This window comes from Pseudomonas sp. SMV71 (assembly GCF_052042015.1).
In the GTDB taxonomy this organism is placed as follows: domain Bacteria; phylum Pseudomonadota; class Gammaproteobacteria; order Pseudomonadales; family Pseudomonadaceae; genus Aquipseudomonas.
In genome coordinates this window covers 24157-49437 of the sequence record NZ_JBKGGU010000024.1, presented here as the reverse complement: position 1 = coordinate 49437, position 25281 = coordinate 24157, and the positions used below count along the sequence as shown (strand labels likewise).

General features: G+C 62.1%; 25 protein-coding genes. 7 read left to right on the top strand and 18 right to left on the bottom strand.

What is annotated here, in order from left to right:
• Nucleotides 1-6: 6 nt before the first annotated feature.
• On the bottom strand, nt 7-1050 hold the full coding sequence (locus ACLEJQ_RS21840; RefSeq protein ID WP_440798343.1) for an AraC family transcriptional regulator: 1044 nt from the start codon (nt 1048-1050) through the stop codon (nt 7-9).
• A gap of 204 nt (nt 1051-1254) precedes the next feature.
• Between ACLEJQ_RS21840 and ACLEJQ_RS21835 the strand changes: the two genes are divergently transcribed.
• Nucleotides 1255-2199 carry a SphA family protein gene (locus tag ACLEJQ_RS21835; RefSeq protein WP_440798341.1) on the top strand — a complete coding sequence of 315 codons (945 nt, stop codon included), beginning with the start codon at nt 1255-1257 and terminating at the stop codon, nt 2197-2199.
• Nucleotides 2200-2387: 188 nt separating this feature from the next.
• Here the strand turns inward: ACLEJQ_RS21835 and ACLEJQ_RS21830 are convergent, their stop codons facing one another.
• The 4 genes from ACLEJQ_RS21830 to ACLEJQ_RS21815 form a co-directional block, all read right to left on the bottom strand.
• Nucleotides 2388-3671: a DSD1 family PLP-dependent enzyme gene (locus ACLEJQ_RS21830; RefSeq protein ID WP_440798339.1), complete on the bottom strand. Its 1284-nt coding sequence runs from the start codon at nt 3669-3671 to the stop codon at nt 2388-2390.
• Nucleotides 3671-4969 (bottom strand): D-arabinono-1,4-lactone oxidase, encoded by a 1299-nt coding sequence (locus ACLEJQ_RS21825; protein WP_440798405.1) that lies wholly within the window; start codon nt 4967-4969, stop codon nt 3671-3673. Before ACLEJQ_RS21825 ends, ACLEJQ_RS21830 begins: the two co-directional genes overlap by 1 nt.
• A 115-nt stretch (nt 4970-5084) precedes the next feature.
• Nucleotides 5085-5456, bottom strand: a complete 372-nt coding sequence (locus ACLEJQ_RS21820) for a c-type cytochrome (RefSeq protein WP_440798337.1) — start codon at nt 5454-5456, stop codon at nt 5085-5087.
• Between the two features lie 289 nt (nt 5457-5745).
• The gene (locus tag ACLEJQ_RS21815; protein WP_440798335.1) at nt 5746-6630 is read right to left on the bottom strand and encodes a LysR family transcriptional regulator; all 885 of its coding nucleotides are present in this window, start codon (nt 6628-6630) and stop codon (nt 5746-5748) included.
• 117 nt (nt 6631-6747) lie between these two features.
• Here ACLEJQ_RS21815 and ACLEJQ_RS21810 point away from each other — a divergent pair, with 117 nt between their 5' ends.
• Both ACLEJQ_RS21810 and ACLEJQ_RS21805 read left to right on the top strand, forming a co-directional pair.
• On the top strand, nt 6748-8391 hold the full coding sequence (locus ACLEJQ_RS21810) for a GMC family oxidoreductase (RefSeq protein ID WP_440798333.1): 1644 nt from the start codon (nt 6748-6750) through the stop codon (nt 8389-8391).
• 206 nt (nt 8392-8597) lie between these two features.
• Entirely contained in the window at nt 8598-10220 is a 1623-nt protein-coding gene (locus tag ACLEJQ_RS21805; RefSeq protein WP_440798331.1) for an MFS transporter, read from the top strand.
• Nucleotides 10221-10390: 170 nt separating this feature from the next.
• On the opposite strand, the gene ACLEJQ_RS21800 is transcribed toward ACLEJQ_RS21805, so the two are convergent.
• Nucleotides 10391-10798: a response regulator gene (locus ACLEJQ_RS21800; RefSeq protein ID WP_440798329.1), complete on the bottom strand. Its 408-nt coding sequence runs from the start codon at nt 10796-10798 to the stop codon at nt 10391-10393.
• Between the two features lie 224 nt (nt 10799-11022).
• Between ACLEJQ_RS21800 and ACLEJQ_RS21795 the strand changes: the two genes are divergently transcribed.
• Nucleotides 11023-12969: a DNA topoisomerase III gene (locus tag ACLEJQ_RS21795; RefSeq protein ID WP_440798327.1), complete on the top strand. Its 1947-nt coding sequence runs from the start codon at nt 11023-11025 to the stop codon at nt 12967-12969.
• Between the two features lie 677 nt (nt 12970-13646).
• Complete coding sequence (locus ACLEJQ_RS21790; RefSeq protein WP_440798325.1) at nt 13647-13976, top strand: hypothetical protein; 330 nt, start codon at nt 13647-13649, stop codon at nt 13974-13976.
• Between the two features lie 69 nt (nt 13977-14045).
• On the opposite strand, the gene glsB is transcribed toward ACLEJQ_RS21790, so the two are convergent.
• Entirely contained in the window at nt 14046-14954 is a 909-nt protein-coding gene (gene glsB / locus ACLEJQ_RS21785; protein WP_440798324.1) for a glutaminase B, read from the bottom strand.
• A 290-nt stretch (nt 14955-15244) separates the two neighbouring features.
• Between glsB and ACLEJQ_RS21780 the strand changes: the two genes are divergently transcribed.
• On the top strand, nt 15245-15439 hold the full coding sequence (locus tag ACLEJQ_RS21780; RefSeq protein WP_440798322.1) for a hypothetical protein: 195 nt from the start codon (nt 15245-15247) through the stop codon (nt 15437-15439).
• A 9-nt stretch (nt 15440-15448) separates the two neighbouring features.
• Here ACLEJQ_RS21780 and ACLEJQ_RS21775 read toward each other — a convergent pair whose 3' ends face one another.
• From ACLEJQ_RS21775 to ACLEJQ_RS21730, 10 genes are all read right to left on the bottom strand, one after another.
• Nucleotides 15449-16468: a hypothetical protein gene (locus ACLEJQ_RS21775; RefSeq protein WP_440798320.1), complete on the bottom strand. Its 1020-nt coding sequence runs from the start codon at nt 16466-16468 to the stop codon at nt 15449-15451.
• Nucleotides 16469-16693: 225 nt separating this feature from the next.
• A complete protein-coding gene (locus ACLEJQ_RS21770) occupies nt 16694-17494 on the bottom strand; it encodes a DUF3618 domain-containing protein (RefSeq protein WP_440798319.1) in 801 nt (266 codons plus the stop codon).
• Nucleotides 17491-17922, bottom strand: coding sequence for a phage holin family protein (locus ACLEJQ_RS21765; protein WP_440798317.1), 432 nt, complete (start codon nt 17920-17922; stop codon nt 17491-17493). Before ACLEJQ_RS21765 ends, ACLEJQ_RS21770 begins: the two co-directional genes overlap by 4 nt.
• Nucleotides 17922-18575 (bottom strand): hypothetical protein, encoded by a 654-nt coding sequence (locus ACLEJQ_RS21760; RefSeq protein ID WP_440798315.1) that lies wholly within the window; start codon nt 18573-18575, stop codon nt 17922-17924. The genes ACLEJQ_RS21765 and ACLEJQ_RS21760 overlap by 1 nt, the downstream gene beginning before the upstream one ends.
• Nucleotides 18576-18989: 414 nt before the next feature.
• Nucleotides 18990-19919, bottom strand: a complete 930-nt coding sequence (locus ACLEJQ_RS21755) for a ZIP family metal transporter (protein ID WP_440798314.1) — start codon at nt 19917-19919, stop codon at nt 18990-18992.
• A gap of 112 nt (nt 19920-20031) precedes the next feature.
• Nucleotides 20032-20913 (bottom strand): manganese catalase family protein, encoded by an 882-nt coding sequence (locus tag ACLEJQ_RS21750; RefSeq protein WP_440798312.1) that lies wholly within the window; start codon nt 20911-20913, stop codon nt 20032-20034.
• A gap of 266 nt (nt 20914-21179) precedes the next feature.
• Nucleotides 21180-21557: a general stress protein gene (locus ACLEJQ_RS21745; RefSeq protein ID WP_440798403.1), complete on the bottom strand. Its 378-nt coding sequence runs from the start codon at nt 21555-21557 to the stop codon at nt 21180-21182.
• Between the two features lie 496 nt (nt 21558-22053).
• Nucleotides 22054-22302, bottom strand: a complete 249-nt coding sequence (locus ACLEJQ_RS21740; protein WP_440798310.1) for a metallothionein — start codon at nt 22300-22302, stop codon at nt 22054-22056.
• A 27-nt stretch (nt 22303-22329) separates the two neighbouring features.
• Nucleotides 22330-22599, bottom strand: a complete 270-nt coding sequence (locus ACLEJQ_RS21735; protein WP_440798308.1) for a hypothetical protein — start codon at nt 22597-22599, stop codon at nt 22330-22332.
• A gap of 8 nt (nt 22600-22607) precedes the next feature.
• Nucleotides 22608-23117 (bottom strand): ferritin-like domain-containing protein, encoded by a 510-nt coding sequence (locus ACLEJQ_RS21730; protein WP_440798306.1) that lies wholly within the window; start codon nt 23115-23117, stop codon nt 22608-22610.
• A 192-nt stretch (nt 23118-23309) separates the two neighbouring features.
• Here ACLEJQ_RS21730 and ACLEJQ_RS21725 point away from each other — a divergent pair, with 192 nt between their 5' ends.
• Entirely contained in the window at nt 23310-24152 is an 843-nt protein-coding gene (locus tag ACLEJQ_RS21725) for an NAD-dependent protein deacetylase (RefSeq protein WP_440798305.1), read from the top strand.
• Between the two features lie 115 nt (nt 24153-24267).
• On the opposite strand, the gene ACLEJQ_RS21720 is transcribed toward ACLEJQ_RS21725, so the two are convergent.
• Nucleotides 24268-25170 carry a LysR family transcriptional regulator gene (locus ACLEJQ_RS21720; protein ID WP_440798303.1) on the bottom strand — a complete coding sequence of 301 codons (903 nt, stop codon included), beginning with the start codon at nt 25168-25170 and terminating at the stop codon, nt 24268-24270.
• Nucleotides 25171-25281 lie beyond the last annotated feature (111 nt).

Below are 25281 nucleotides of genomic sequence, written 5' to 3'. Positions count from 1 at the left end.
ATATCCTTAGAGCCGCGCCTCGACGCCCTCATTACGAAACGCACTGGGGCTCATGCCGGTCCAGCGCCGGAACGCCCGGCGAAAGCTGCGCACATCGCTGTAGCCGACTTCTTCGGTAATGCGTTCGATGGACAGCTCGGGGTTGGCCAGCAGATTGAGGGTCCGGCCACGGCGCACCTGTTCCAGCAAGGCCTCGAAGGTCAGGTTGTGTTCGGTCAGGCGCCGGCGCAGGGTGCGACTGCTCATGTTGAGGTCGGCGGCGATTTTCTCGATGTGGCTGCCACGGGTCAGGTCCCGGGCGATCGCCCGTTCCACAGCCTGAATCAGGTCGATCTTCTGGTGAACCTCGACCGCCTCCTGCTCCAGCAGGGCCAAGGCCTGGCGCAGGGCCAGGGGGTGGTGATTGGGCAGGCGCACGTCCAGCCAGCGGACATCGATCAGCATGCGGTTGTGCCGGCAGCCAAAGCGCACGTCCGGCCCGAGTATCCGCTGGTACTCCTGGGCATAGGACGGCGCGGCATGCATGAACTCCACCGCCTGAGGTTTGAAGTCGGGGCCCGCCAGAGCCCGGCCATAGACCATCAGGCTGGCGAAGAACTCTTCCACGGCAAACACCTGAACCTCGGCAAAAGGCAGGCGGCAGGTAGCCTCGACCATGATCCGGTCAGTGGCTTGCTCGACACTGGTCACGGCGATGCCACCGGTGGTGTGCTGATAGCGAACCCCGAGGGCGAAGGCATCGCGCAGGGTTTCGCAGAGCGACAAGACATGCCCCAGCAGGCCCAGGGTGCCAAGGACGTTGCGATCGCCGACCCATAACCCCAGCCCGCGATCGGGCAACAGCTTGAGCGCCCGCTGAATCATGATCACCGCCTGGCGGTAGGAAATCCGCTGGGCAGGATCCTGCAGGTCCTCAAGGCCGAATCCCAGGCCACGACACAAGCTGGCGGCATCGAAGCCTTTGTCCTTCACCACCTCGGCCAATGTCTGCAACAAGAATGGCGATACCAGCGCCAGTTCATAGGTGGGGTCGATGACTTTCATTTGCATGGCGGGTCCCGGAGCACGTTAGGTGGCGTTTTTGTAACCGGTTGTTTCATGAACGTTAGCATGCGCCAATGCAATGGGGGACACAAAATCTGGCCGCCCAAGTCCCCTGCGTGGCCGCCAATACCCTGCCCTGGTGGCGGCGAACGGCTTATTTCTATGGCTCGGACTTTCGGTGTATCGCCAACAATAATAATGAGCCCCCACATGAACCCGATCCGCACGACACTCGCCTTGCAACTGACCCTGGGCCTGGCTTTAAGCCATGCGCTACCGGCTCTCGCCACTGAATCCGGCGTGGACAACATCGGCCCCGGCACGGACGGTTTCTTCGTGTTGCCGTTGGAGGTCGACAGCCTTCCGGACAACATGGTCGCCTTCAACCTCTACTACAACCATTACAAGGCGCGCAAATTCAACATTAGCTCGCTGGGCGGGGAACTGCCGAATGTAGAAATCGAATCCACGGCAGTGGTGCCGCGCATCGACTACCTGAGCCCGTTGCGGGTGGCCGGTGGCCGAGTAGGGATTTACATCGCCCAGCCCTGGATCAAGCAGGAAGTCTCGGTGTTCGGCCTGCATGACACCCGCGAGGGCATGGGCGACACCACGATCTCGCCGATCGTGCTCTGGGACATGGGCAAGAACCTGACCCTGGCCGCCGCCGTGGAAATCACCGTACCGACTGGCGAATACGACGCGGATCGCCTGGCCAACACCAGCAACAATTTCTACACCTACAAGCCGCTGTTCTCCTTCACCTGGCTGCCCTCGGAGAGGACCGAGGTGTCGATGAAAAGCACCTACAGTTTCAACCACGAGAACAAGGACACCGATTACCGCTCGGGGCAGATTTTCCACTTTGATTATTCGGCCAGTTACCGACTGACCGACAACCTGCGCCTGGGGCTCAACGGGTACTACCTCAAGCAGACCACCGACGACAAACAGCACGGCCGCACCGTGCAGTTCGCCGGGCAGGATGTGGACGACGGCGTACGCGGCCAGGTCTTCGCCATCGGCCCGGCACTGCACCTGACCTTTCTCAAATACGCCAGCGCCGAGATCCGCTGGGCCAAGGAGTTCGACGTGGAAAACCGCCCGGAAGGCGAGATGCTCTGGGCCAAGATCAGTATTCCGTTTGCGTTCTAAAGCCCGACCAAACACCCGTGGCGAGGGAGCTTGCTCCCGCTCGGCCGGTCCGACGCCTCGGGCGCAGCCGTCGTGAAATCTGCCAACCGTTTATTCCAGATACACGGTGTCGTGTGGTTTTGGGGCTGCTGCGCAGCCCAGCGGGAGCAAGCTCCCTCGCCACGGGTTTTGCGTACGGCGCGGCTGAATCAGCTATAAACCGGCCAGCGCTCGACGATCCTGCCCCCACGCACCGCCAGCAGATCACCAAATTGCAGCAACACCGACTCGCTCTGGGTCGGCCGCAGGAACACCTGGTCCTCCAGCCCCAGCCCCACCGCTTCGGAGCCGTTGACCATTTCCTGGTTGGAACTGCGGCCATAAAGGTTGTTGCTCTTCAAGCCGGGTGGGGATTCGAAGTCGGCCATCCAGTTTCCGCCATAGATGAAAAACGTGGCGCGCTGGTTCACGTCCCACCAGGACAGGATCCGTGACTTTTCGTCCAACGCCGGGATATTCACCGCGCCGGTGCGCTTGAGCACCGGCGTGGCGATGTAGGCTGCCGGCACGTGTTCGCTCAGCGACGGTAGGTCGTAGTGGCTGGGCTTGAGCATGGCCGTGCCCACCGAGACTTCGGTGCTGAGGTTTTCCTGTTCATGCAGGCGATAACTGGGGCTACCGGCGGTGTTGAGCGTCAGGCTCGGATGCCACAGGTCGGGATAGCGCACGCGCAGGAAGTCGACCCGGGCGTTATAGATCGCCATGACTCGCGCCAACAAGGTTTGCGGTGTCGCCAACAACTCGGGCACGCCCATGCCCACGAACGGGTCGTAGCCCATGAACCCGGCAAACTCCAACTGGGCCGGATGAGCACGGATCAATTTGAGCATTGCGTCCAGGGCCGCCTCATCGGCCACCCCGCCGCGGTGCAGGCCCACGTCCAGTTCGATATTGACTCGCAGACGCGTGCCTAGCCCCTGGGCCAGGGCGCGGTATTGCTCCAGCCGTTCGGGCGTATCCAACAACCATTGCAATTGCCGTGACGGATCGAACGGCCCCTTGTGCTGCTGATAAAACAGCTCGGCGGAACGCACCGGCAGCGGTTTGCCGAGCAGAATATCGGCCTTGGGGAACTGCACCGCGTCGTGGCTGAGAAATGGCTGATGGAATGACATCAGTCGCCCCGTCTCCGCCCGCTGGCCGATGTAGTCGAGCAACCTGGGCGACGGCAGTGATTTTTCCACCAGTCGCAGTTGCTTGCCGCCGCGCCGGACCGACGCCTTGACCACATCGATGTTGTGATCGAGGCGATCCAGGTCCACCAGCATCACCGGACGCATCGGCCCGTTGGCCTTGAGTTCGCGGTTCAGCTGGCTGAAGTATTCAGTGTACGACCCGCCCCGATCCTGCGGTCGCAGCCAGGCACCGACGCCGGCCAGCACCACCCCGGTGCCCAGCGCGCCCTTGAGAAAACCGCGGCGATTGAAGCTCATTAGCTCACCCCCAGAATCGATGAAAGATGCCCGTTGAGGAACTTGCCGGAGGGGTCCAGCGCCTGGCGCACCTGGGCGAACTCGTTCCAGCGCGGGTACAAGGCCTGGAGCGCCTTGGCGTTGAGGCTATGCAATTTGCCCCAATGGGGACGGCCCTGGTATTTCCAGAAGATCGGCTCGACGGCGGCAAAAAAGTTGTGATGATCCATCTGGTAATGCTGGTGCACCGAGATCGAGCAACTGTCCCGCCCTTCGAACATGCTCAGGGCAATGTCGTCGGCCTTCACATAGCGGTATTCGATGGGAAACCAGGTGCGCAGGTCCTTGTCGCGGATCAGCGCGAGCATTTCGCGCAGGCACGCCGGGCCCTGTTCGGCCGGCACCGAATACTCCATCTCGTTGAAGCGCACAGTGCGGGCGTTGGCATAGATGTCGAAGGAGTCACCGACCCGGTCATCGAAATCAGCCACCAGGCGCATGCTGTTGAGCAACATCCGCCGGGTGGCCGGAAAGTCGCTGCCGTACTTATCGAGCTTCTCGATCAGGGTGACGAACTCGTTGCCGCCCTCCTCCTCGGGGCTGATGGGGGGCGTGGCCGGGTCGGTGGTTTCGTTCAGGGCAATCGACAACGCATAGTCGGAGTGGGTCACCACCTGCATTTCCCAGTGTTGGTTATCGCGGGTGTTGGTTTGCACCTCCTCCAGCAACTCTTCGGTCTTCGCCACCCATTGCCGCTCACGCAAGCGGTAGGCCGGGCGATTCTGCAGGCGCACCCGGGTCACCAAGCCCAGGGCACCCAGGGACACCCGGGCGGCCTTTAAGACTTCGGGATGACGCTGGGCATCGCAATCGAGCACCTCGCCACTGGCCGTCACCAGCTGCAGGCCAACCACTTGGGAAGCGTAGGAGCCGAACGCCTTGCCGGTGCCATGGGTGGACGTGGCAATGGCGCCGGCCAGGGTCTGGTAATCGACATCGGCCATGTTCGGCAGCGCTTGGCCGATTGCCTTGAGTGCCGGCCCCATGCGGGACATTGGCGTACCGCCACCGAACTCGGCTTGCAGGCTGGCGACGTCGTGATCCAGCAAACCGCTGAAAAAACTCAGCGACAGCAGGGTTCCGTCAGTGGGCACCAACGCGCTGAAGGAATGCCCGGAGCCCACTGGCCGAATCCGCCCCTCGGCGCGGCGCACCACCTGCACCAGTTCATCCAGATCCTTCGGCGCCAGGCGTGCCGCCGGCAGGCAGCTTTGCCCGCCGGACCAGTTGCGCCAGGGGATCAGGCGCGGCGCGCGCATGAGGTCGGCCAGCGCGCTGTGGCTATCCAGGGCCGCGAAGGCCGCGACAACGCCAGCCTGCTGGAGCAAGCGGCGGCGTGAGTAATCCATCGTCATGCCATAGTCCCCCGGATGGTCATTGGAAATGCTCGCCGGACATGAACGCGATCAGCGCCAGGAACTGCTCTTCGGAACAATGCATGCACAGGCCCATCGGCGGCATGCCGTTGTAGCCGTTGATCGCGTGGTCCAGCAGGGTCTCGGCGCCCTGGGCCACCCGCGGCGCCCAGGCGTTGGTGTCGCCGGTCAGCGGCGCACCGGCGGCCGGGTTGGCATGGCAGAGCTTGCAACTGCTGTCGTAGACCTGGGCCAGCGCGGCGTCGGCGGGCATGGCCGTGAACACCGTCGGCGCGGGGGGCTTGGCCTCTTCACCACAGCCGCTGAGCAAGACGCCGAGCAGCACGATGGAGACCGTGCGAAACCAGGTTGGATGGGTGAATACCGGCATGGGTCCCTCTTGGCGGCACTCAAGGCGCGGCCTTCTTGTTGTGGGTCGGACAGTTCCCACGTTAAGGCACGCCGGCGTGGCGGCTGAGGGCATTGGGGGCCAGAAAAGGGGGCTTGGGCGGCCAGGACCTACACACCGCATATCCTGTGGCGAGGGAGCTTGCTCCCGCTCGGCTGCGAAGCCGACGCCGTCCGGCCTGTGGATGATGGTTATTGGAGCTGCTGCGCAGCCCAGCGGGAGCGAGCTCCCTCGCCACAGGGGATCAGCTCTGGTCCAAAAGGTGGCGCGGCTAGGGCAACAATACCCCCTGCTCCCGCTCGCACAACTGCACCACGTAATCCCACAACACCCGCAACCGCACCGACTTGTGCAGTTCGCGGCGGGTGCTGATCCAGTAGCTGCGGCGGATGGTTTCGTCCGGCAGCAAGGGCACCAGCGTCGGGTCGCCGCCGGCCATGAAACAAGGCAACACGGCAATGCCCAGGCCCGAGCGGGCGGCCTGTTGCTGGGCGATCACGCTGGTGCTGTGGAACACCACCCGAGGCTTGCGGCAAAAGCTGTTGAGGAACATCAGCTCCTGACTGAACAGCAAGTCATCGACGTAGCCGATCCAGGCATGGCGGGCCAGGTCCTCGCGGCTGCGCAACGGTGGTGAACGGTCCAGATAGGCCTGGCTGGCGTACAGCGCCAGGCTGTAGTCGGTGAGCTTGCGGGTCACCAGCAGATCGGCCGCCGGTCGTTCGAGGTGGATGCTTATTTCCGCTTCGCGGTTGAGGATGCTGACAAAGCGCGGCACTGCCACCAACTCCACTTCCAGTCCCGGATAACGCTGGAACAACCCGTCCATGCGGCTGGCGAGGAACATGATGCCCAACCCCTCGGTGACGCCCAGGCGGATCTTGCCCAGGGGCGCGCTGGACTGCGTGATGTCTTCCTGGGCCAGCAGCGCCACGTTCTCCATGGCCTCGGCGTGCTTGAGCAGCCTCTCACCGGCTGGGGTCAGTTCATAGCCCTGGGCATGCTGGACAAACAATGCGGTACCCAGGCTCGTTTCAATGGCCTCGATGTGCCGGGCCACTGTGGCATGTGTCGTGTTCAAGCGCCGGGCAGCAGTCAGCAGGCGGCCGCTGCGTTGCAGTTCGAGAAAATAACGCAGGTCATTCCAGTCGAACATCGGGCGTTCCTTGAGCAGCGCTGTTTATAAACACACAGCCGTTGCGCAAAAACTAACATTCTTTTAACGAAAACTAACAACTAGGATGTTCCGACAAGAACAAAAATGAGGTCGCGAATGCAACCTGTCGTCGATGAATACGATTACGTGATCGTGGGCGCCGGCCCTGCCGGGTGCCTGCTGGCGAACCGGCTTTCGGCCGACCCGCAACAGCGGGTGTTGCTGCTCGAAGCCGGTGGGCGCGATAACTATCCGTGGATTCACATCCCGGTCGGCTACCTGTTCTGCATCGGCAACCCACGCACCGACTGGTGCTTCAAGACCCAGGCGCAACCCGGCCTGCAAGGGCGCGCTCTGAGTTACCCGCGCGGCAAGGTGCTGGGCGGCTGCTCCTCTATCAACGGCATGATCTACATGCGCGGCCAGGCGGCCGATTACGACGGCTGGGCCGCGCAGGGCAATCCAGGCTGGAGCTGGAAGGACGTGTTGCCGTTGTTTCGCCAGAGCGAAAACCATTTCGCCGGGGAGTCGGAACTCCACGGTGCCGCCGGCGAATGGCGGGTCGAACGCCAACGCCTGTCCTGGCCGATTCTCGATGCGTTCCGCGACGCTGCCGAGCAGAGCGGCATCCCCAACGTCGACGATTTCAACGGCGGTGACAATGAGGGCTGCGGCTACTTCCAGGTCAACCAGAGGGCCGGCGTGCGCTGGAATGCCGCCAAAGCCTTTCTCAAACCGATTCGCCAGCGTGCCAACCTCACGGTGCTGACCGAAGTCGAGGTCGACCGGGTGTTGTTGCGCGACGACCGGGCCCACGCCGTCAGCGCCCGCTGGCAAGGCAAAGGCATGACCTTCAAGGCGCGCAAGGAAATCGTCCTGTGCGCTGGCGCCGTTGGCTCGCCCGGCATCCTCCAGCGCTCGGGGATCGGCCCCCGTGGTCTGCTGCAACGCTTGGGGATAGGCGTGACGCATGAACTGCCGGGCGTGGGCGGCAACCTGCAGGATCACCTGCAACTGCGGCTGATCTATCAATTGGAAAATGCCCGCACCCTGAACCAGATCGCCGGCACCCTGTGGGGCAAGATGGGCATGGGTTTGCGCTACCTGTACGACCGCAGCGGCCCACTGTCCATGGCCCCCAGCCAACTGGGCGCGTTTGCCCGCTCGGGTCCGGAACAGACTTCGGCCAACCTCGAATACCACGTGCAACCGTTGTCCCTGGAGCGTTTCGGCGAGCCGTTGCACAGCTTCCCGGCGTTCACCGCGTCGGTCTGCGATTTACGCCCGCAAAGCCGTGGACGGGTGGACATCGGCTCGGCCGACCCGCAGACAGCGCCAGTGATCCAGCCCAATTACCTGAGCCATCCCGAGGATCTGCGGGTCGCCGCCGATGCGATCCGCCTGACGCGCCGAATCGTTGCGTCCCCGGCACTGAGCCGTTTCAAACCGGTGGAGTACCTGCCGGGCGCGAGCCTGCAAACCGAGGAAGAGCTGCACCAGGCCGCAGGCCGCATCGGCACGACCATCTTCCACCCGGTCGGTACCTGCCGCATGGGCCAGGATCGCGACGCCGTGGTGGATGCGCAACTGCGCGTGCACGGCATCAAGGGCCTGCGCATCGCCGACGCCTCGATCATGCCGAACATCACCTCGGGCAACACCTGCTCGCCGACGCTGATGATTGCCGAAAAGGCAGCGCAGATGATGCGCGAGCCACAGACCCGGAGCGCCGCCATCCAAAAGGAAACCGCCACGATCTGAAAAACAACATTACCCCCCTGTGGGAGCGAGCTTGCTCGCGATGACGGAGGCACATTCAGCCCTGGAGTGACAGACAGACCGCTATCGCGAGCAAGCTCGCTCCCACAGGGGGGCGCGTACCTATTCAAGGAATGCAACACGCAACAAACGCCCACACCGGCGTCGACAGTGGAACAACAAAAACAATCACTGTGAGGGATATCGCTATGTCGGAACATGTTCAGCCCCTGGAAGCCACGCTCAGCGCCGGCACCAGCCGGGACACCCAGAAAGTCATCTTCGCCTCGTCCCTGGGGACGGTCTTCGAGTGGTATGACTTTTTCCTCTACGGCGCCCTCGCGGCGGTCATCAGCAAGCAGTTCTTCGCCGGTGTCAACGACACCACGGCGTTCATCTTCGCCCTGATGGCGTTCGCCGCCGGCTTCATCGTGCGACCGTTCGGCGCGCTGGTGTTCGGCCGGTTGGGGGACATGATCGGGCGCAAGTACACCTTCCTCGCGACCATCGTGCTGATGGGCCTGGCGACGTTCTGCGTCGGCCTGCTGCCCAACTACGCCAGCATCGGCATCGCGGCGCCGATCATCCTGGTGGTGCTGCGCATGCTCCAGGGCCTGGCCCTGGGCGGCGAGTATGGCGGCGCGGCAACCTACGTCGCCGAACACGCGCCGATGGGCAAGCGCGGTTTCCACACCAGCTGGATTCAATCGACCGCCACCCTCGGGCTGCTGCTTTCGCTGCTGGTGGTCCTGGGCTGCCGTTACTTCACCGGCGATCAGTTCGAAGTCTGGGGTTGGCGCATTCCGTTCCTGCTGTCGATCCTGCTGCTGGGTATCTCCACCTGGATTCGCCTGAGCCTGCACGAATCGCCGGCCTTCCTGAAAATGAAAGAAGAAGGCAAATGCTGCAAGGCGCCAATCCGTGAATCGTTCGGCCAATGGGAAAACCTCAAGGTGGTGCTGATCGCGCTGTTCAGCATCAATGCCGGGCAAGCCGTGACCTTCTATGCCGCGCAGTTCTACGTGCTGTTTTTCCTCACCCAATTCCTGAAAATGGACCCCGCCCTGGCCAACAGCCTGCTGATCGTCAGCGTGGTGATCGGCGCACCGTTCTTCATCTTCTTCGGCTGGCTGTCGGACAAGGTCGGGCGCAAGCCGGTGCTGATGATCGGCCTGCTGTTGGCGACTGCGTTGTATTTCCCGATTTTCAAGACGCTGGCTCACTATGCCAACCCGGCCATCGACCTGGCGAGCCGACAGGCACCGATCACCGTGACCGCCGACCCGGCCACCTGCACCTTTCAGTTCGACCCGGTGGGTAAAGCGCGTTTCGACAGCCCCTGCGACAAGGTCAAGACCTTCCTGGTCAAGCAAGGCCTGCCCTACAACAGCGTCGCGGCGCCGGCCGGCAGCAATGTGCAAGTCAGCATCGGCGACGTGAAAATCGACGGTTACGACGAAGCCGCCCTGCGCGGCGCCGTGACCTTGGCAGGCTACCCGCAACAGGCCGATGCCCAGCAGATCAATCGGCCGATGATCGTGGTCTTGATCGTGGCGCTGATCATCATCTCCGCGATGTGCTATGGCCCGCTGGCGGCGTTGATGGTCGAACTGTTCCCGACCCGGATCCGCTATACCTCCATGTCCCTGCCCTATCACATCGGCAACGGCTGGTTTGGCGGCTTCTTGCCTACTGTGTCCTTCGCCCTGGTGGTTTATACCGGGGACATTTTCTATGGGCTGTGGTACCCGGTGGTGATTACCGGGGTGAGCCTGGTGGTGGGGATGCTGTGCTTGCGCGAAACCCGCAATGTGGATTTGGACAAGAACTGAAGACCTGCACCATCGCGTGGCGAGGGAGCTTGCTCCCGCTGGGACGGTCCGACGCCTCGGGCGCAGCGGCCCGCTTTTTTTGTGAGCGCTGCGCACTCAAGCGGGAGCAAGCTCCCTCGCCACAGCAAGCTCCCTCGCCACAATAGGTTCGCTCGTCGCAGGGGTATTCATCAATGCACCTGCCGGTTCTTCACCGTGCTCTCCACCAGGTCGAGCATCTGTCCCAGCGCCCATGGCTTGGCGATAAACGAGGCGTGGTGCTTGATCCCGGCGCTTTCCGGCGTTTCGTAGCCGGACATGATCAGCAAGGGGATCTGCGGCCAGCGGTCCCCGGTCAGATTGGCCAGGTCCGCGCCGTCCATGTTGCCCGGCATGGTGATATCGGTGAGCAGCAGATCGACATAGTCGGCGCTCTGCTCAAGAAAGGTCAGCGCCGAGTCGGCGCTTTCCCGAGGTTCGACGACAAACCCCTCGTCCTCCAGGATCTCGCACAGGAACTCCAGGATGGTCGGATCGTCTTCCACAACTAGAATCAAACGGGTGGACGCCTGTCCGTTGCCCTTCGGCATCAAATTCATGAAAGTGACTCTCCTTGACTCATTAACTTTGCGGTTTCAGCCGCTCTGCAAGTTATGAGCGACGCCTCTGCAAGAAATTCAGTCTGCGTGAAAATACCCCGCCGAACGTCATCCCAGCAGGGTCTGGCAACGCTTTGTCTGTATATCCATACAGATAAAGCTTGCTCCCGGGACGATCCCTGACCATGCTACCGCCCCATGAAATCTGTTCAGGAAGAGGCGTCATGCGGCTGTACCTGTGTGAAAAACCGTCCCAGGCCAAGGACATCGCTGCCGTGCTCGGCGCCACGCGCCGTGGCGACGGTTGCTGGCTGGGGGCGAACGTCACAGTGACCTGGTGCATCGGCCACCTGCTGGAAACCGCTCCGCCCGACGCCTACGACGCGCGTTACAAACGCTGGGTATTGGCCGACCTGCCCATCGTCCCGGCGCAATGGAAAATGACCGTCAAGCCCAAGACCGCCAGCCAGTACAAGGCGGTCAAGCGCCTGCTGGGCGAGGCCAGGGAACTGGTGATCGCCACCGACGCCGACCGTGAAGGCGAGATGATCGCCCGCGAGTTGGTGGAGCATTGCCGCTATCGCGGACCGATCCAGCGGCTCTGGTTGTCGGCCCTGGACGAAGCGTCGATCCGCAAAGCCCTGGCGGCGCTCAAGCCGGGGGCGGAAACGTTCAACCTGTACCACTCCGCCCTGGGCCGCTCCCGGGCCGACTGGCTGATCGGCATGAATATGAGCCGCCTGTTCACGCTGCTCGGGCGCCAGTCCGGTTATCAAGGCGTGCTGCCGGTGGGTCGCGTGCAGACACCGACGTTGCGCCTGGTGGTGGATCGCGACCGCAGCATCGCCGATTTCGTGCCGGTGGCCTATTGGGCCATCGACGTGCAGCTCAGTCACGACGGCACCGCGTTCACCGCCCAGTGGCGCGCCGACCCGGATGCCTGTGACGACCAGGAGCGTTGCCTGAACCAGGCTTTGGCGCGGGAAGCTGCCCAAGCCATGGGCAACGCCGCCAGTGCCCGGACCCTGAAAGTACGCACCGAGCGCCTGCGCGAAGTCGCGCCGTTGCCGTTCGACCTGGGCACTCTGCAGGAGGTCTGCTCGAAAAAGCTCGGCCTCGGCGCCCAGGAGACCCTCGACATCGCGCAATCGCTCTACGAAACCTACAAGCTGATCACCTACCCGCGCAGCGATTGTGGCTTCCTGCCTATGAGCCAACACAGTGAAGCGCCGGCCATTATCTCTGCCCTCACCCAGGCCGACCCGAGCCTCGCGCCACTACGCGACCATCTACAACCGCAGCGCAAATCCCGAGCCTGGAACGATGCCAAGGTCAGTGCCCACCACGGGATCATCCCCACGGCGGCGGCCAGGAACCTCGACAAACTCGCCGGCAAGCAGCGCGCTGTCTACACGCTGATCCGCGCACGCTACCTGGCGCAGTTCCTGCCCAACCACGAGTACGACCGGACCCAGGCCGACTTCGACTGTGCCGGCCAGGCGTTGCGTGCGGTGGGCAAGCAAATCGTCGAGCCCGGTTGGAAACGCGCCCTGCCCGAAGCCCTGATGCCGGCCCGAGGCCGTGAAGCCCCCGCACCACAGACGCTCCCGGCACTGACCGAGGGCCTGGACTGCACGGTCGACGAGGTGAAGCCCAAGGATCTATGGACGCAGCCGCCCAAGCCGTTCACCGAAGGTGACTTGATCAAGGCGATGAAAAACGTTGCCAGACTGGTGGAAGACCCACTGCTCAAGCAAAAGCTCAAGGAGACCACCGGCATCGGCACCGAAGCGACCCGGGCGTCGATCATCCAGGGCCTGCTCGATCGCGGTTACCTGGTGAAAAACGGCAAGGCGCTGTCCGCCACTGCGGCGGCCTTCAGCCTGATCGACGCCGTGCCCCGGGCCATCGCGGACCCAGGCACCACGGCCATCTGGGAGCAGGCCCTGGACATGGTGCAAAGCGGCGAAATGAGCCTGGAAGAATTCGTCACCCGGCAAGCTGCCTGGATGAGCAAGCACATCGCCCGTTGCCAAGGCATGAGCCTGACCATCACCGGCCCCGCCAGCCCTGCGGGCCGTGGCGCAACGCCCTGGAAAAACAAACGCAAGCCGACCAAGCGCAAAGCCGGTGGCGCACCGCGCAAGGCGACAAAAGCCAAGGCAACCTGAGCGATCTCACCTGGTGCCCGGACCAGACAGGCTCCCGTGGCGAGGGAGCTTGCTCCCGCTGGGCTGCGCAGCAGCCCCTGCTCCCAAGCCACATCAAGACCCGAACATGCAGATTTATCAGGGCCGCTCCGCGGCCCAGCGGGAGCAAGCTCCCTCGCCACAGTGATCGGCTGAAGATGGGTTTTCATACCCAAACCGTTTTGTCCGACAATATGTAGTGACCAAAAATAATCACTACAAAACCGTTGACGCCTCCGATTTGCCCTTGCATGATGCAGACGTCTCCCCGATCGGGAGTACAGGTAACCGTTTGAGCAAGCTCGTCTGACCGCCGAGCTGTTTTTTGGATAAGGGACTGCCCACAAGGCAGATTGAAGGTGCTGACCTGGCCTGACCGTCCGGTAACAAGGACGAGAAACGTCGGCGAAGATCCTCATGACGCAGGTGGTCGACCCTCGGACGTTGACGCTGGCTGAAAGAATCTTCGCTGTTTCTCATCGTTGTCGCGCGTTTGCGTAGCAACCCTTCGATAACACTACACAACCGATGCACGCGCCCGCCGAAGTTTGACGGACAGCTGCTGACGACCTGGTTTCGGTACCAGGTGGGTACTTACCCAATAGCGAAGTTTTTGCGAACCACCAGACAGATCAACCAAATGGTCAAGGGGCTTACACATGAATCTGAATAATCAACCATCTATTGATGAACTGGCTCGCATGTTCGCAGCGCACAAGGACACTCTCGACAGCCATATCCTGTGGATCAGCAAGACCGGCCAGGTTCATATGGATTGCCTGTCGCCCTTCACCCATGAAGAAGAGTTCGACAAGAACACTCAAGACCTGTGTGCCCGGCTGAAGATGTACCGCCGCGGCCAGGGCTACGTGGGCAAGAAGGCTGCGGCCGACAAAGATTTCATCGGGCGCGTGTTGCAAACGCTGACCCAGGCCTGGCAATCGTTGCAAGGCACTTCGCAAGTGCAGGTCATCGACCGCTTCTGCTGATTGCACATGAATGAAAAAAGGGCCCGTTCCTCAACCAGGAACGGGCCCTTTTTATTCAAGCAAAGCGGTCTAGAACACTGACCAGCCGATCCGCTGGCTGAGCAGCTCCAGGGCCGCCATCCCTGCCAGGGAGTTACCCGCCGCGTTGAGCTCAGGCGACCAGACGCACACCGTGAACTGCCCCGGCACCACCGCGACAATCCCTCCCCCTACACCACTCTTGCCCGGCAGGCCGACCCGATAGGCGAAATTGCCCGCCTCATCGTACAGCCCGCTGGTGGCCATGATGGAGTTGACCTGCTGGGTTTGCCGGGCACTGAGGATCTGTTCGCCGCTGTGCTTGCAGAACCCGTCGCTTGCCAGGAAGCAGAAGGCCCGGGCCAGGTCGATGCAGTTCATGCGCAAGGCGCAGTGGCTGAAATAGCTGCGCAGTACCGCTTCGACGTCATTGTGAAAGTTGCCGAACGACTGCATCAGGTAAGCCATCGCCGCGTTGCGGGCGCGGTGCTGGTATTCCGACTCGGCGACCTTGCCATCGACCATCACCTGGGGATTACCCGACAGGCGCCGCACGAAATCGCGCATGGACAACGCCGGCGCAGCGAAGCGCGACTGATTGATATCGCAGATCACCAGGGCACCGGCATTGATGAACGGATTGCGCGGCCGGCCGCGTTCGAATTCCAGTTGCACCAGGGAGTTGAACGGCTGGCCGGACGGTTCATGGCCGAGGCGCTCCCAAATGGCTTCGCCGGAATGCTCGATGGCCTGCACCAGGCTGAACACCTTGGAAATACTCTGCACCGAAAACGGTGTTTCCGCGTCACCTGCGCAATACATTTCGCCGTCGTTGCTATACACGGCAATGCCCAACTGGTTGGGCGACACGGTGCCCAGGGCCGGAATGTAATCGGCCACCTTGCCCTGGCCGATCAGGGGGCGAACCGCATCGAGAATCTCGTTCAACAGTGCTTGCATAGGTGCGGGGGTCCAGTCATTCCCCGTTCGAGTGCGGGGATACAGACGCTAGACGCTGGAGGACGCAGTCAAAGCACACTGAATTGAATCGACACTCATTTGTGGCGAAAGAGCTTGTTGTGGCGAGGGAGCTTGCTCCCGCTCGGTTGCGCAGCAACCGCAAAAGCTTAAGGTCTGCTTCGCAGCCCAGCGGGAGCAAGCTCCCTCGCCACAGGGGGGCTGTGTACATTGTGAGCCTTGCGCAAATCCAACGGTCTATAGTTCAAAGGATGAGCCTGCAGGAGTACACGATGCGTCAGATCATGCAGAAAGAGCCCTGGTGGGCTTCGCCACCCCGGCCCGGGCAGGACGAAAGCGAGTTGGAATGGGGCTGGCTGGTGATCTACAGCGAAGGCGAGCCACGCTTCGAATTCATCAAGGAACGCCCGTCGGACGAGCAGATCCGCCAGCGCAAGGGCTGCCGTGTGACCCTCGCAGCGGATTGAGCGAGCGTTTCACGGCTCGATGTCCGGCAACACCACCGTTCGGTTGGCCAGCTCCGTCTCCACCAGATTGCCTTCGATCTCGTCGTCCAGGTAGTACACCGGTGCCATCACCCCGCTGAGAGGATGCTTGAGAGACTTGAACCAGGCCTCGTCGAACGCGGCGCTCAGGCTCTTGCGGATCTGGGATTCCATTTCCGGCCGCTCGCCTTCGTGGATGATCGCGCGGATCCCGGCCACACCCACGGAAATCATCGCCCCTGCCACCTTGCCGGCTACGGCCGCCGCGGCACCGGTTGCGCCTCGCGTGGCGAACTGCGCCTGGATCTTCTCGCTGGTGTCTTGCGCGACCTTGGCGATCACCGCCTCCGACGGGCCTGCGCCGGTGGGGGCGGCTTTGTTGACGTGGTCGATCAACGCGGCGTAGGCCGGCAAGGTATCGAGCGGTTGGGTGTGAGCCACTTCATACAAGGACGCATTGCGCGCTGCCGGCGGACCGAGGTTGATCGCAGCAATGCCATGCAGGCGGCGACTCATCAGCTCGGTCGGTATCCCATGGCGTTGAGCAATCACCTGGACCTGCTGGTCGAGCAGGCGCAGGTAATATTGCGTCGCGCTGGCCCTGATCGCCTCGGGATCAATCTCGAGCGCCACGGGCGCCAGGACCTTGTCGCGATATTGCTCCTGCAGATAAACCGCCAGGCGCCTGGCCGAGGAGTCCGCTTCGCCTTCGGCGCTGGCGGAATACCAGCCGACCTTCATCGCCAGCCATTCCTGGGTCCAATAGCTGCTGAACCAAGGAATGAATTCGGCCTCGGTGCGCTCGTACACCAATACCCGCCAATGCTCCATCGACCCGCGAGCGTAGACGCCGGCTTGTTCGAGAGCACTTTTCGAGGCAGCGATGATCTGCCGGTCGACCTGCCGCCAGGTTTCCTGGGGAATTGCCAGCGTAGCGCCCGACTGGCCGCGCGGCGTCGTGGCGCACCCCGCCAGAACGATCAACACCGCCAGTACCAACGTACGCAGCACGTTGCACCACCCCGGGTTCAGCTCATCCACCAGGTTGAGTATAGGTGCTGCAAAAGCATCACCTCCCACAGGGGATCCGGAGCGGGCCATGGCTTTGTGATCAACGAAAAATCCATGTAGGAGCGAGCCTGCTCGCGATTGCGGTGCGCCAGTCAACATCAGAGTGGCGGGCATATGGCAATCGCGAGCAAGCTCGCTCCCACAGGGTCTTGCGTTGTTGCTTGCTTAAGAGGTTCCCAGCCCTCCGGACAGGTCCGTGCCCGAGCGCGCTTGAGGGCTAGGTGTCGGGTCGTCGCGATGCTCGGTAGTCTTGCTCACCGTGTCGCGCACCGTTTCATAGCCCTGCCGCGCCGTGCGCTTGGCCTTGTCGGCCAGGTCGGCACTGGTACGGCCCATCACCCGCTGCTCGGTGGAGGACGTGGGCAATGCCGCACCCAGCATGGCGCCCAGGGCGATGCCGGCCGCAGCCATCATCAGCGGCTGCTCCTTGAGCAAGCGGCTGAACTGATCGCCCAGCTCCTGGGAAGTCTGGGCCACGCGCTCACCGGTATGCCGGGCACTGTGCCGGGCGTGACTGGCACTCGCGCCCAGGCCGTCGGCCAGATGCGAAGCCTTGTCCTTGAGTTGATGAAAGCCGTCACGCAAGGAATCGGTGGTGTCGTGCAGGTGCTCCCTGGCGCTGCCCAGGCCACTGGCAAGCCCCTCGCCCCAGCCCGTGGAATCCTGGTCCGGCCCGACGCGGTAGCCGACCCGTGGCGGATGGTTTTGGCCGAGCATCAGCCAGCACAGCCCGACGGTGGTCAGCACGGTGGGCACCGGGTTATTGCGCACGGTAGTGCCCAGGTTGCCGAAGAACTGCGAGCCGTTGCCTTTGACCAGGGTCAGCGCCTGATCGAGCATCTGCCCTGGGGTGAACTTGCTGCCCAACGCATCGACGATGTGGCTGATGTGAGCCCGCTGTTCGTCGATCTCGCGCTCGATGGTTTCCGGGCTCTTTTCGGATTCGGTTTTGAATTCATCCTTCATGAGACTTTCCTCCGCAGGGCTTCCTGGTCTTTGTTCAATGCGTCGAGCGTGCGATCAGGCTTGAAGTGGGACGGTTCGAATTGCTTCTTGCCCGACTGGACCATGACGAAACCGATGATCATGACCACCACGCCAACGATCAGCGCTGCGAGCCAAGGCTGCATGATCGTGCTCAAGCCGTAGACCACGGCCATCAGCAGGATAATGAAGCCGGCGAGCAGCACGATGGCTCCGCCGGCCACCGCCGCGATGCCGGCTTTGAGGGTATTGAGGCTGGCCTGGAACTCAGCCTTGGCCAGCGCCAGCTCTTTGGTGAACAGCGAGGGCACTTCCTGGGTCAGCTGCTTGAGCAGTCCCATCACCGAAGCATCGTTGTCGGATGCAGTGGCGCCGATAGGACGCTGGATCTCAGGGTCTGGTCGATTCATTACAGTTCTCCTCGAGTATTGGCCGAACCCGGCAGCGAGCCGGTGGCAGCATCGCTGGGATGGTCCTGGACGCTGGGCGATGTGGGCGTGACGCCGGTGGCCAGGCCACTGGACTTCTCGGAACCTGCGCCGATGGGATCGGGAGTCGGTTCGAAAGGTCCACGTGCGGCGAACCCTCCGGAAGGCGGGTTGGAATGACCGGCGGCCGGGTCTTCGACTTCAGCGGCGACCGGCGAGCTGCCGGCCTTGAGGAACCGCGAGAGCCCGAAGCCCACTGCCACGCTGCCGGCCAGAAACAGCCCGGGGTTTTCTCGTGCCAGCCGGGAACCGTCGTGCAGCATCTGCTCGGCGCTCATGTTGCGCAGCTTGCTGGCCAGGCCCGTCATCGAGTCGGCCATGTCCGCCAGGTAATGGGACAGGCCCAGAGTATCGTTGGCTTCGAATTCGGACATCGCCGACTTGGCGCCGCGAGCCAGCGCATCGATCTGGTCCGCCGCCGTGTCGCGGTACTGGCCAAAGTGTGCGTCGGCCTGTTCGCGGGCACTGCCGATGGCTTCGTTGACGTCTTCTTTGATGTGATTCAGGGGGTCCTCGGGCCGGGTCTGGCCTGAGGCGCGGTTGTGTCGCTCGGGGTTGTTGTCCGGGATAGTCATGTCTGTCTACGCCTGCGTGATGGGAAAAAACCAACACGGGCAATCACCGCAGCGATGCCCGACTACGTGCCTCTCAGTACAAGTGACGGGGCGCGGCGCAGGGGAGTTCAAACGGATTCGGCCGGTGGACGCTGTGCGGTTGGCATCGCCACTTGAGCGCGTGCGGACCAAAAAAAAAGATCGGGCGCTGGCGCATTGGCCAGGCCCGATCAAGGGTTAACTGAATCACTCGTGGCGAGCAAGCTTGTGTGGCGAGGGAGCTTGCTCCCGCTCGGTTGCGCAGCAACCGCAAAGAAAGCGGAGGTCTGCTTCGCAGCCCAGCGGGAGCAAGCTCCCTCGCCACAGAAGCTTCCCCGCCATAGCAAGCTTCCCCGCCGCAGCATGCCCCTTGTCAAGAAGCTCGCGTGGCGCTGCTCAACCCAACGCTGTATCCAGAAACATCATCACCGCAAACCCCATCATCAATCCCAAGGTGGCCGGAGTCTCATGGCCATTGCGGTGGGTTTCGGGGATCACTTCATGGGACACCACGAAGATCATCGCCCCGGCCGCCAGGCCCAGGCTGATGGGATAGGCCACGGCCACGCCCGAGGACATGCCCAGGCCAATCACCGCCCCCAATGGCTCCATCAAACCCGAACCCACGGCAATCAGCGCGGCGCGCAAGGTGCTGATCCCGGTCACCCGCAGCGCCATGGCGATGGCGAGTCCCTCGGGAATGTCCTGGATGGCAATCGCCGTGGTCAGCGGCAGGCCGACCTTGAAATCGCCATCGGCAAAACTGACACCGATGGCCATGCCTTCCGGCAAGTTGTGCAAAGTGATCGCCAGCACGAACAACCACACCCGGTTGATCCGCTCGGCCTGTGGGCCACGCCGCCCGCTCAGCTCATGTTCGTGGGGCACGAAGCGGTCGAGGCCGATCATCAGCGCAACACCCAGTGCCAGCCCGACCACGACGACAAACGCGGCCAGCAATTGGTTGCCACAGATGACCTGGGCCGCGGCGATGCCCGGCAGGATCAACGAGAAGGAACTGGCCGCGAGCATCATGCCGGCGGCAAACCCCAGCATGATGTCCTGGGTGCGCGACGAGATGTCCCGCAGCACCACCGCCATCACCGCGCCCAACGCCGTGGCGGCGAAACCGGAGGTTCCACCCAGCACCGCGTAGCCCAGGTTGTGTCGGTCGGTGCCCACCAGGGCGTTGTAGCCGCTGTACAGCAACAGCACCGCGACCACCGCCAACCCAAGCCAGAAACTCAACCCCAGCAACGGATTGTTCTGCACCGGGTCCAGCCAGGTACGCCAGGAGGATCGGATCCGGGAAGTGGGCTGGTCCATCGAATGTCCTTAGTGTCTAGCCTTGCCAGGGTCGATCGTCCTCGCCGCAGCGCAAACGATCAACCGAAATGATCAGGCGAGGAAGCCCTGCTCCCTCGCCGTTATATTGCGATTACAGTTTGTCACCTTGCATCCCTGAACCCAAGTCGGCACCGGTCATGGGATCGCTTTCCGGATTGGACATCGTCCGCGCCTTCATGTCCATCAGCAGCGCTTCGTCTTTTTCACTCAGCTGCACGCTGGCCATGCCATCGCCGCCGTCCACCGCCGGCGTTGGGTTTTCGACAAACTCCCAATCGTCGCCCTGGTTCCATGGACCGCGTACCGTTGGCTCGCCCTGGGACATGTTGAAGTACACGTTGGTGAACTCCGGCATGCCAGGCAGCTTACCTTGCGGGAAGTTCGGCTGGATCGAGTGCAGGGCTTTTTCGAACGACATCTGGTGAGCGATTTCGCGGGTCATCAAGAAGCCCAGCGCTTCCTTCACGCCCGGGTCGTCGGTGAGGTTCATCAGCCGCTCGTAGACGATTTTGGCCCGCGCCTCGGCGGCAATATTGGAACGCATGTCAGCGGTAGGTTCGCCAATGGTGTCGACATAGGCTGCGGTCCAAGGCACACCGGCGGAATTGATCAGGGGCGCACCGGCACCATAGAGCAGGCTGGTGACGTGGGAATCGTTGCCGGCACCGTTGATGTCCCGGTACAACTGCCCTTCCTTGTCCACGCCTTCGGCCATCTTGCCCTTGGCACCCTTGTTCAGCATCACGATGATCGAACCGATGATCTCCAGGTGGCTGAGCTCTTCGGTAGCAATGTCCATCAGCAAATCCTTGCGACCTGGATCATCCTCGGCCAAGGCCTGGGTGAAGTAGCGCGACGCCGCCGCAAGTTCGCCCTGCGGACCACCGAACTGTTCCAGCAACAGGTTGGCAAGGCCCGGATTGGGCTCAGCGACTCGAACGGTGTACTGCAGTCGTTTGTTATGTAGAAACATGATCAAGCTCCTCATTCGGGACACGGCTCATGAGCACGCCGTTATTAGCAGGCCCATAAAGGTCTGAAGAAGTAATAGGAATAAAATTTATCTTTTCTTCAATAAACGAGACGAACGGCCACCTCTATAGAAGCGTATAAAGCTGCGCCCATTGAATATTGAAGCGATTAACGAAGCGGCCTGAAAACTATAAATCGTTGAAGTGATTCATTTATCAAGACCGAAACAGGCCCCAGGCCAAATGCCTGGGACCCGTAATTCAGCGATCAGGATTTACGCCCGCCGCCATTGCTGTTCTCGCCACCCTTCCTACCGGCTTCGGAGGCTTTCTCCCGGTCATTGGCAAAGTTGCCACCCGAGGCCTGGCCACCCTTCTTGCCTGCTTCGGAAGCGCGTTCAGGATCATTGGCAAAATTGCCACCGGAGGCTTGCCCGCCCTTGCGGCCGGCCTCTGCGGCACGTTGCGGGTCATTGGCAAAGTTACCGCCCGAAGCCTGACCGCCCTTGCGCCCTGCCTCGGATGCGCGTTGCGGGTCATTGGCAAAATTGCCACCCGACGCCTGGCCGCCTTTCTTACCGGCTTCCGATGCTTTCTCACGATCGTTAGCGAAATTGCCAGGGTTGTTATTGCCTGTGTTAGCCATTTCATTCACCTCGTTAGTTGCTGTTTCGCGAACCAGTTGGCTCGTAGTATTCGGAAAACCCGGCGCCGCCAAGGTTTTAACAAACTGCACCAGGCGGCGACGAACGGTCAGCACTTTTTAGTTCAGCTTATTTATGACAAAGGCCAACGCCTTGCATGACAACAAGCTATCAAACCAGCGCTAACCTATAACTTATTAAAACCGGAAGTATCGTGAAGACGGGTCGGCCCAAGACACGGCAATACCTCGGCTAGCCGATTGCCGTGCCAGGGGCAAACCCGTTTCCACGATATAACCAGTGCGTGTCTTTCCACGCTGTCTGCCAAAGGTCGAATGACGCCGGCACCCCATTGCACCGGTCTCGTCACCCCGGCCTCGCGCCGTTCCAGGAAGCCAAAACTCGCGGGCTGCCGGTGTTATCCTGCACCACCGCACTGACCGGCTTGCGGTGTCCGGATACCCTGTCACCGATATCCGGATCAAGAGACGTGCTTATTCAGGGAGAAATCGGGTCGCTGGCCGGAAAGGTTTCTTCCAGGGCGTCATCCAGCTGGTTATTGGTGATGTCCCGCTCGTCGACCTTGCCACTGGCCTCGCAGTGGCAGTCGGGAGCAGGACAGGGCTCGCCATTGGGATGTTGCTCAGCGCAGGCCTGGCTGCAATACGCCTCACCGTCATGATTGAACACCCGCTGCGGATCGACATCGCAATGGCAGTCGGGGCAGCCACATTTCAATTCACTCATGTTCGTTCTCCGCTTGACGTAGATGCCTCACGACCCCACCAGCAACTGGACTTCCAGATTGGCCGCCGCGACGCCGTGATTGGCCACATACACCTCGGCGGTCCAGCCTTTGGTCCGGTTGCGATAGGACTGGGTGCCCAGCGCCGTACCGCTGTCCCACTCGATGAGGTCACCGATGTCGATGTCATTGGCCGAACCCAGTTCGAATACCGTATGACTGTCCTCCCGGGCCACGTACACCCCCACCATTGCGCTCTGGCGATTGATGGCTCGTACTTCACCGATGGTCTGTTTCATAGGCTCACTCAACGCTTGGCTTCGGTGTGCGGGTTGGCCGACCGCTCAAGGAATGCCTGGGTAATCTGGGGCAAGTGCTCGCGCAGCCAGTCGGCCATGGCGATTTCCTGCGGCAGGATCTGCTCGCACGCCCGTTGCGTCTCGGTATCGCCAGCCACCTTCGCCGCTTCAATCAGCACCGTGTAGGAGGCGATTTCCAGGTTCTCGAACACATAGCCGCTCATGGCGCCCTTCACCACTTCGTCGCTCATGGTCATGCCGCCCACCGCCTGACCGAAAGCCATGAGCTTGCCGGCCATGTCCTTGAGCATCGAGGTGCTGCCGCCCAGGCGCTGAATGCATTGCTCCACCAGCTTCTGCTGGCCGAGGGTCTCCTGCAGATGCTCTTCGATCCGGGCCTTGAGGACCGGATAATGTTCCAGGCGTTCGGCTTGGGCCTTGAGCATTTTTTCCGCTTGTTGCTCCATGGCATGGGCATCGTTGAGCCAGTCCAGCAGGTTCTCTTTAGGCGTCGCCATTTCCATCTCCTTACGCTTGGTTGTCACTGCAGCGCAGCGACGATTCTGAAGTACCGCACATAGAGGTGGATGGCGCAGGGCCGGGGAAAGTTTGAAGCAACCACAGGCCAGGGCGACGAAAGGCATCGCCACCGCCATGCGGCGCGATCAGGATGCTAATCTCATCGACTCCAGGCCAATGGAGACTTGCAGATGCCCGACGATTTTCACCCCGGTCCGCTCGATCAACTGCTGGAACAGATGGCCGGGCGCCGCTTCCTGGTGCTCACCGGTGCAGGCACCAGCACACCGTCGGGCATCCCCGATTACCGGGACAGCGAGGGGGTACGCCGGGGACGGCAGCCCATGATGTACCAGGAATTTCTCGCCAGCCCCGAAGCGCGCCGGCGCTATTGGGCACGAGCCATGCTGGGCTGGCCACGGGTGCGCCAGGCCCGACCCAACGCGGCTCACGAAGCCCTGGCCGAGTTGCAGGCACGCCAGCGCATCAGCGGCCTGATCACGCAGAACGTCGACGCGTTGCATGACCAGGCCGGCAGTCAGGCTGTGATCGAGCTTCACGGCAGCCTGCATCGGGTGTTGTGCCTGGACTGCGCCGAGCGCAGTGATCGGCAACAGATCCAGCAATTGATGGAAGCGCACAATCCTTACCTGACGGGGGTCGACGCAATCCAGGCCCCCGACGGCGATACACTGCTGGACCCGGCGTTCGAAGCGCGCTTCGAAGTACCCCACTGCCCTCAGTGCAACGGCGATCGATTGAAACCCGACGTGGTGTTCTTCGGTGAAAACGTCGCCGCCGCTACCGCTGCCCGCGCCACCCAGGCAGTGGCGCAAGCCGAAGGCTTGCTGGTGGTGGGCTCGTCGCTGATGGCGTACTCGGCGTTTCGCCTGTGCCGGGCGATCAAGGACCAAGGCAAGCCGCTGCTGGCGATCAACCAAGGCAAGACCCGGGCCGATGAGTTGCTCGATCTGAAAGTCGAGGAGCCTTGCGAGCGGGTGTTGCCGTTGCTCGTCGGAGGCCAAACCCGATGATCACCGCAGATCCCCTGTGGGAGCGAGCTTGCTCGCGATGGCGGAGGGTCAGCCAATATTGCTGTGACAGATACACCGCTGTCGCGAGCAAGCTCGCTCCTACAAGGGATGGGGTTCAACCTGCCGCCAATTGCACGCCCAATTGCTGATCCTTGAACGTGTCGAACAACGCCTGCGCCGCCGCCGACAGTTCATGCCCCGGCTTGGTCAGTACTCCTATGGCGCGTTCGATCACCGGATCGTTCAGGGTGATGCAACGGGCGCCCAGCTCATGCATCTGCCCGACACACAGCGCCGGCACCGCGCTCACGCCGAGCCCGCTGGCAACCATTCGCCCGACCGTCGCCAACTGATGGCTCTCGAATTCCACCGGCAGCTTCATGCCGCGGGCTTGCAGGTGCTCTTCCAGCATCACCCGTACGGTGGACGGTCGCTGCAAGGTAATGAATGGCTGTTCCAACAATGTGTGCCACTGGATGTCCGCCAGCCTGGCCAGCGGTGAATCCACCGGCACCACTGCGACGAAACGGTCCAGGTACAGCGGCGTGAAAGCCAGGGATGAACCCTGCAACGGCTCGAACGCCACCCCCAGTTCGACGTGACGGTCGCGGACCATCTCCAATACTTGTTCGTTGATCACGTCATTGACCGTGACGTTGACATTCGGGTACCGGGCGCGGAAGGTCTTGAGGATCGGCGGCAGCAGGTTACCGGCGAACGACGGCATCGCCGCCAGCGTCACCCGCCCTCGTTGCAAGGTGAAGCGCTGGCGCATCTCGTCTTCGGCGTTGTCCCAGTCGGCGATCAGCCGTCGGGCCAACGGCAAGAGAGATTCACCTTCGGGGGTCAGCGCCACGTTACGGGTGTTGCGACTGAACAGGCGGCCACCCAGACCTTCTTCCAGCGCCTTGATCGTCAGGCTCAAGGCCGACTGGGACAGATGCAATCGTTCGCAGGCCACGGCGAAACTCAGGCTCTGGGCCACGGCCAGGAAAGCGCGGATTTGCTTGAGGGTCATGGGGGTCGCTTCGCTCCAGTGGCTAGCTGTAGGTTTCGAGCCGCAAGTGAACGGCGGAAACTATTGAGTTTTATCAATCAATCCAACCTAAAAATCAACTTAACAAATATA

What these genes read in the sequence shown, in the direction of transcription:
- ACLEJQ_RS21840 (WP_440798343.1), bottom strand. Translation starts at nt 1,050, where the DNA reads ATGCAAATGAAAGTCATCGACCCCACCTATGAACTGGCGCTGGTATCG.
- ACLEJQ_RS21835 (WP_440798341.1), top strand. Translation starts at nt 1,255, where the DNA reads ATGAACCCGATCCGCACGACACTCGCCTTGCAACTGACCCTGGGCCTG.
- ACLEJQ_RS21830 (WP_440798339.1), bottom strand. Translation starts at nt 3,671, where the DNA reads ATGAGCTTCAATCGCCGCGGTTTTCTCAAGGGCGCGCTGGGCACCGGG.
- ACLEJQ_RS21825 (WP_440798405.1), bottom strand. Translation starts at nt 4,969, where the DNA reads ATGCGCGCGCCGCGCCTGATCCCCTGGCGCAACTGGTCCGGCGGGCAA.
- ACLEJQ_RS21820 (WP_440798337.1), bottom strand. Translation starts at nt 5,456, where the DNA reads ATGCCGGTATTCACCCATCCAACCTGGTTTCGCACGGTCTCCATCGTG.
- ACLEJQ_RS21815 (WP_440798335.1), bottom strand. Translation starts at nt 6,630, where the DNA reads ATGTTCGACTGGAATGACCTGCGTTATTTTCTCGAACTGCAACGCAGC.
- ACLEJQ_RS21810 (WP_440798333.1), top strand. Translation starts at nt 6,748, where the DNA reads ATGCAACCTGTCGTCGATGAATACGATTACGTGATCGTGGGCGCCGGC.
- ACLEJQ_RS21805 (WP_440798331.1), top strand. Translation starts at nt 8,598, where the DNA reads ATGTCGGAACATGTTCAGCCCCTGGAAGCCACGCTCAGCGCCGGCACC.
- ACLEJQ_RS21800 (WP_440798329.1), bottom strand. Translation starts at nt 10,798, where the DNA reads ATGAATTTGATGCCGAAGGGCAACGGACAGGCGTCCACCCGTTTGATT.
- ACLEJQ_RS21795 (WP_440798327.1), top strand. Translation starts at nt 11,023, where the DNA reads ATGCGGCTGTACCTGTGTGAAAAACCGTCCCAGGCCAAGGACATCGCT.
- ACLEJQ_RS21790 (WP_440798325.1), top strand. Translation starts at nt 13,647, where the DNA reads ATGAATCTGAATAATCAACCATCTATTGATGAACTGGCTCGCATGTTC.
- glsB (WP_440798324.1), bottom strand. Translation starts at nt 14,954, where the DNA reads ATGCAAGCACTGTTGAACGAGATTCTCGATGCGGTTCGCCCCCTGATC.
- ACLEJQ_RS21780 (WP_440798322.1), top strand. Translation starts at nt 15,245, where the DNA reads ATGCGTCAGATCATGCAGAAAGAGCCCTGGTGGGCTTCGCCACCCCGG.
- ACLEJQ_RS21770 (WP_440798319.1), bottom strand. Translation starts at nt 17,494, where the DNA reads ATGAAGGATGAATTCAAAACCGAATCCGAAAAGAGCCCGGAAACCATC.
- ACLEJQ_RS21765 (WP_440798317.1), bottom strand. Translation starts at nt 17,922, where the DNA reads ATGAATCGACCAGACCCTGAGATCCAGCGTCCTATCGGCGCCACTGCA.
- ACLEJQ_RS21760 (WP_440798315.1), bottom strand. Translation starts at nt 18,575, where the DNA reads ATGACTATCCCGGACAACAACCCCGAGCGACACAACCGCGCCTCAGGC.
- ACLEJQ_RS21755 (WP_440798314.1), bottom strand. Translation starts at nt 19,919, where the DNA reads ATGGACCAGCCCACTTCCCGGATCCGATCCTCCTGGCGTACCTGGCTG.
- ACLEJQ_RS21750 (WP_440798312.1), bottom strand. Translation starts at nt 20,913, where the DNA reads ATGTTTCTACATAACAAACGACTGCAGTACACCGTTCGAGTCGCTGAG.
- ACLEJQ_RS21745 (WP_440798403.1), bottom strand. Translation starts at nt 21,557, where the DNA reads ATGGCTAACACAGGCAATAACAACCCTGGCAATTTCGCTAACGATCGT.
- ACLEJQ_RS21740 (WP_440798310.1), bottom strand. Translation starts at nt 22,302, where the DNA reads ATGAGTGAATTGAAATGTGGCTGCCCCGACTGCCATTGCGATGTCGAT.
- ACLEJQ_RS21735 (WP_440798308.1), bottom strand. Translation starts at nt 22,599, where the DNA reads ATGAAACAGACCATCGGTGAAGTACGAGCCATCAATCGCCAGAGCGCA.
- ACLEJQ_RS21730 (WP_440798306.1), bottom strand. Translation starts at nt 23,117, where the DNA reads ATGGCGACGCCTAAAGAGAACCTGCTGGACTGGCTCAACGATGCCCAT.
- ACLEJQ_RS21725 (WP_440798305.1), top strand. Translation starts at nt 23,310, where the DNA reads ATGCCCGACGATTTTCACCCCGGTCCGCTCGATCAACTGCTGGAACAG.
- ACLEJQ_RS21720 (WP_440798303.1), bottom strand. Translation starts at nt 25,170, where the DNA reads ATGACCCTCAAGCAAATCCGCGCTTTCCTGGCCGTGGCCCAGAGCCTG.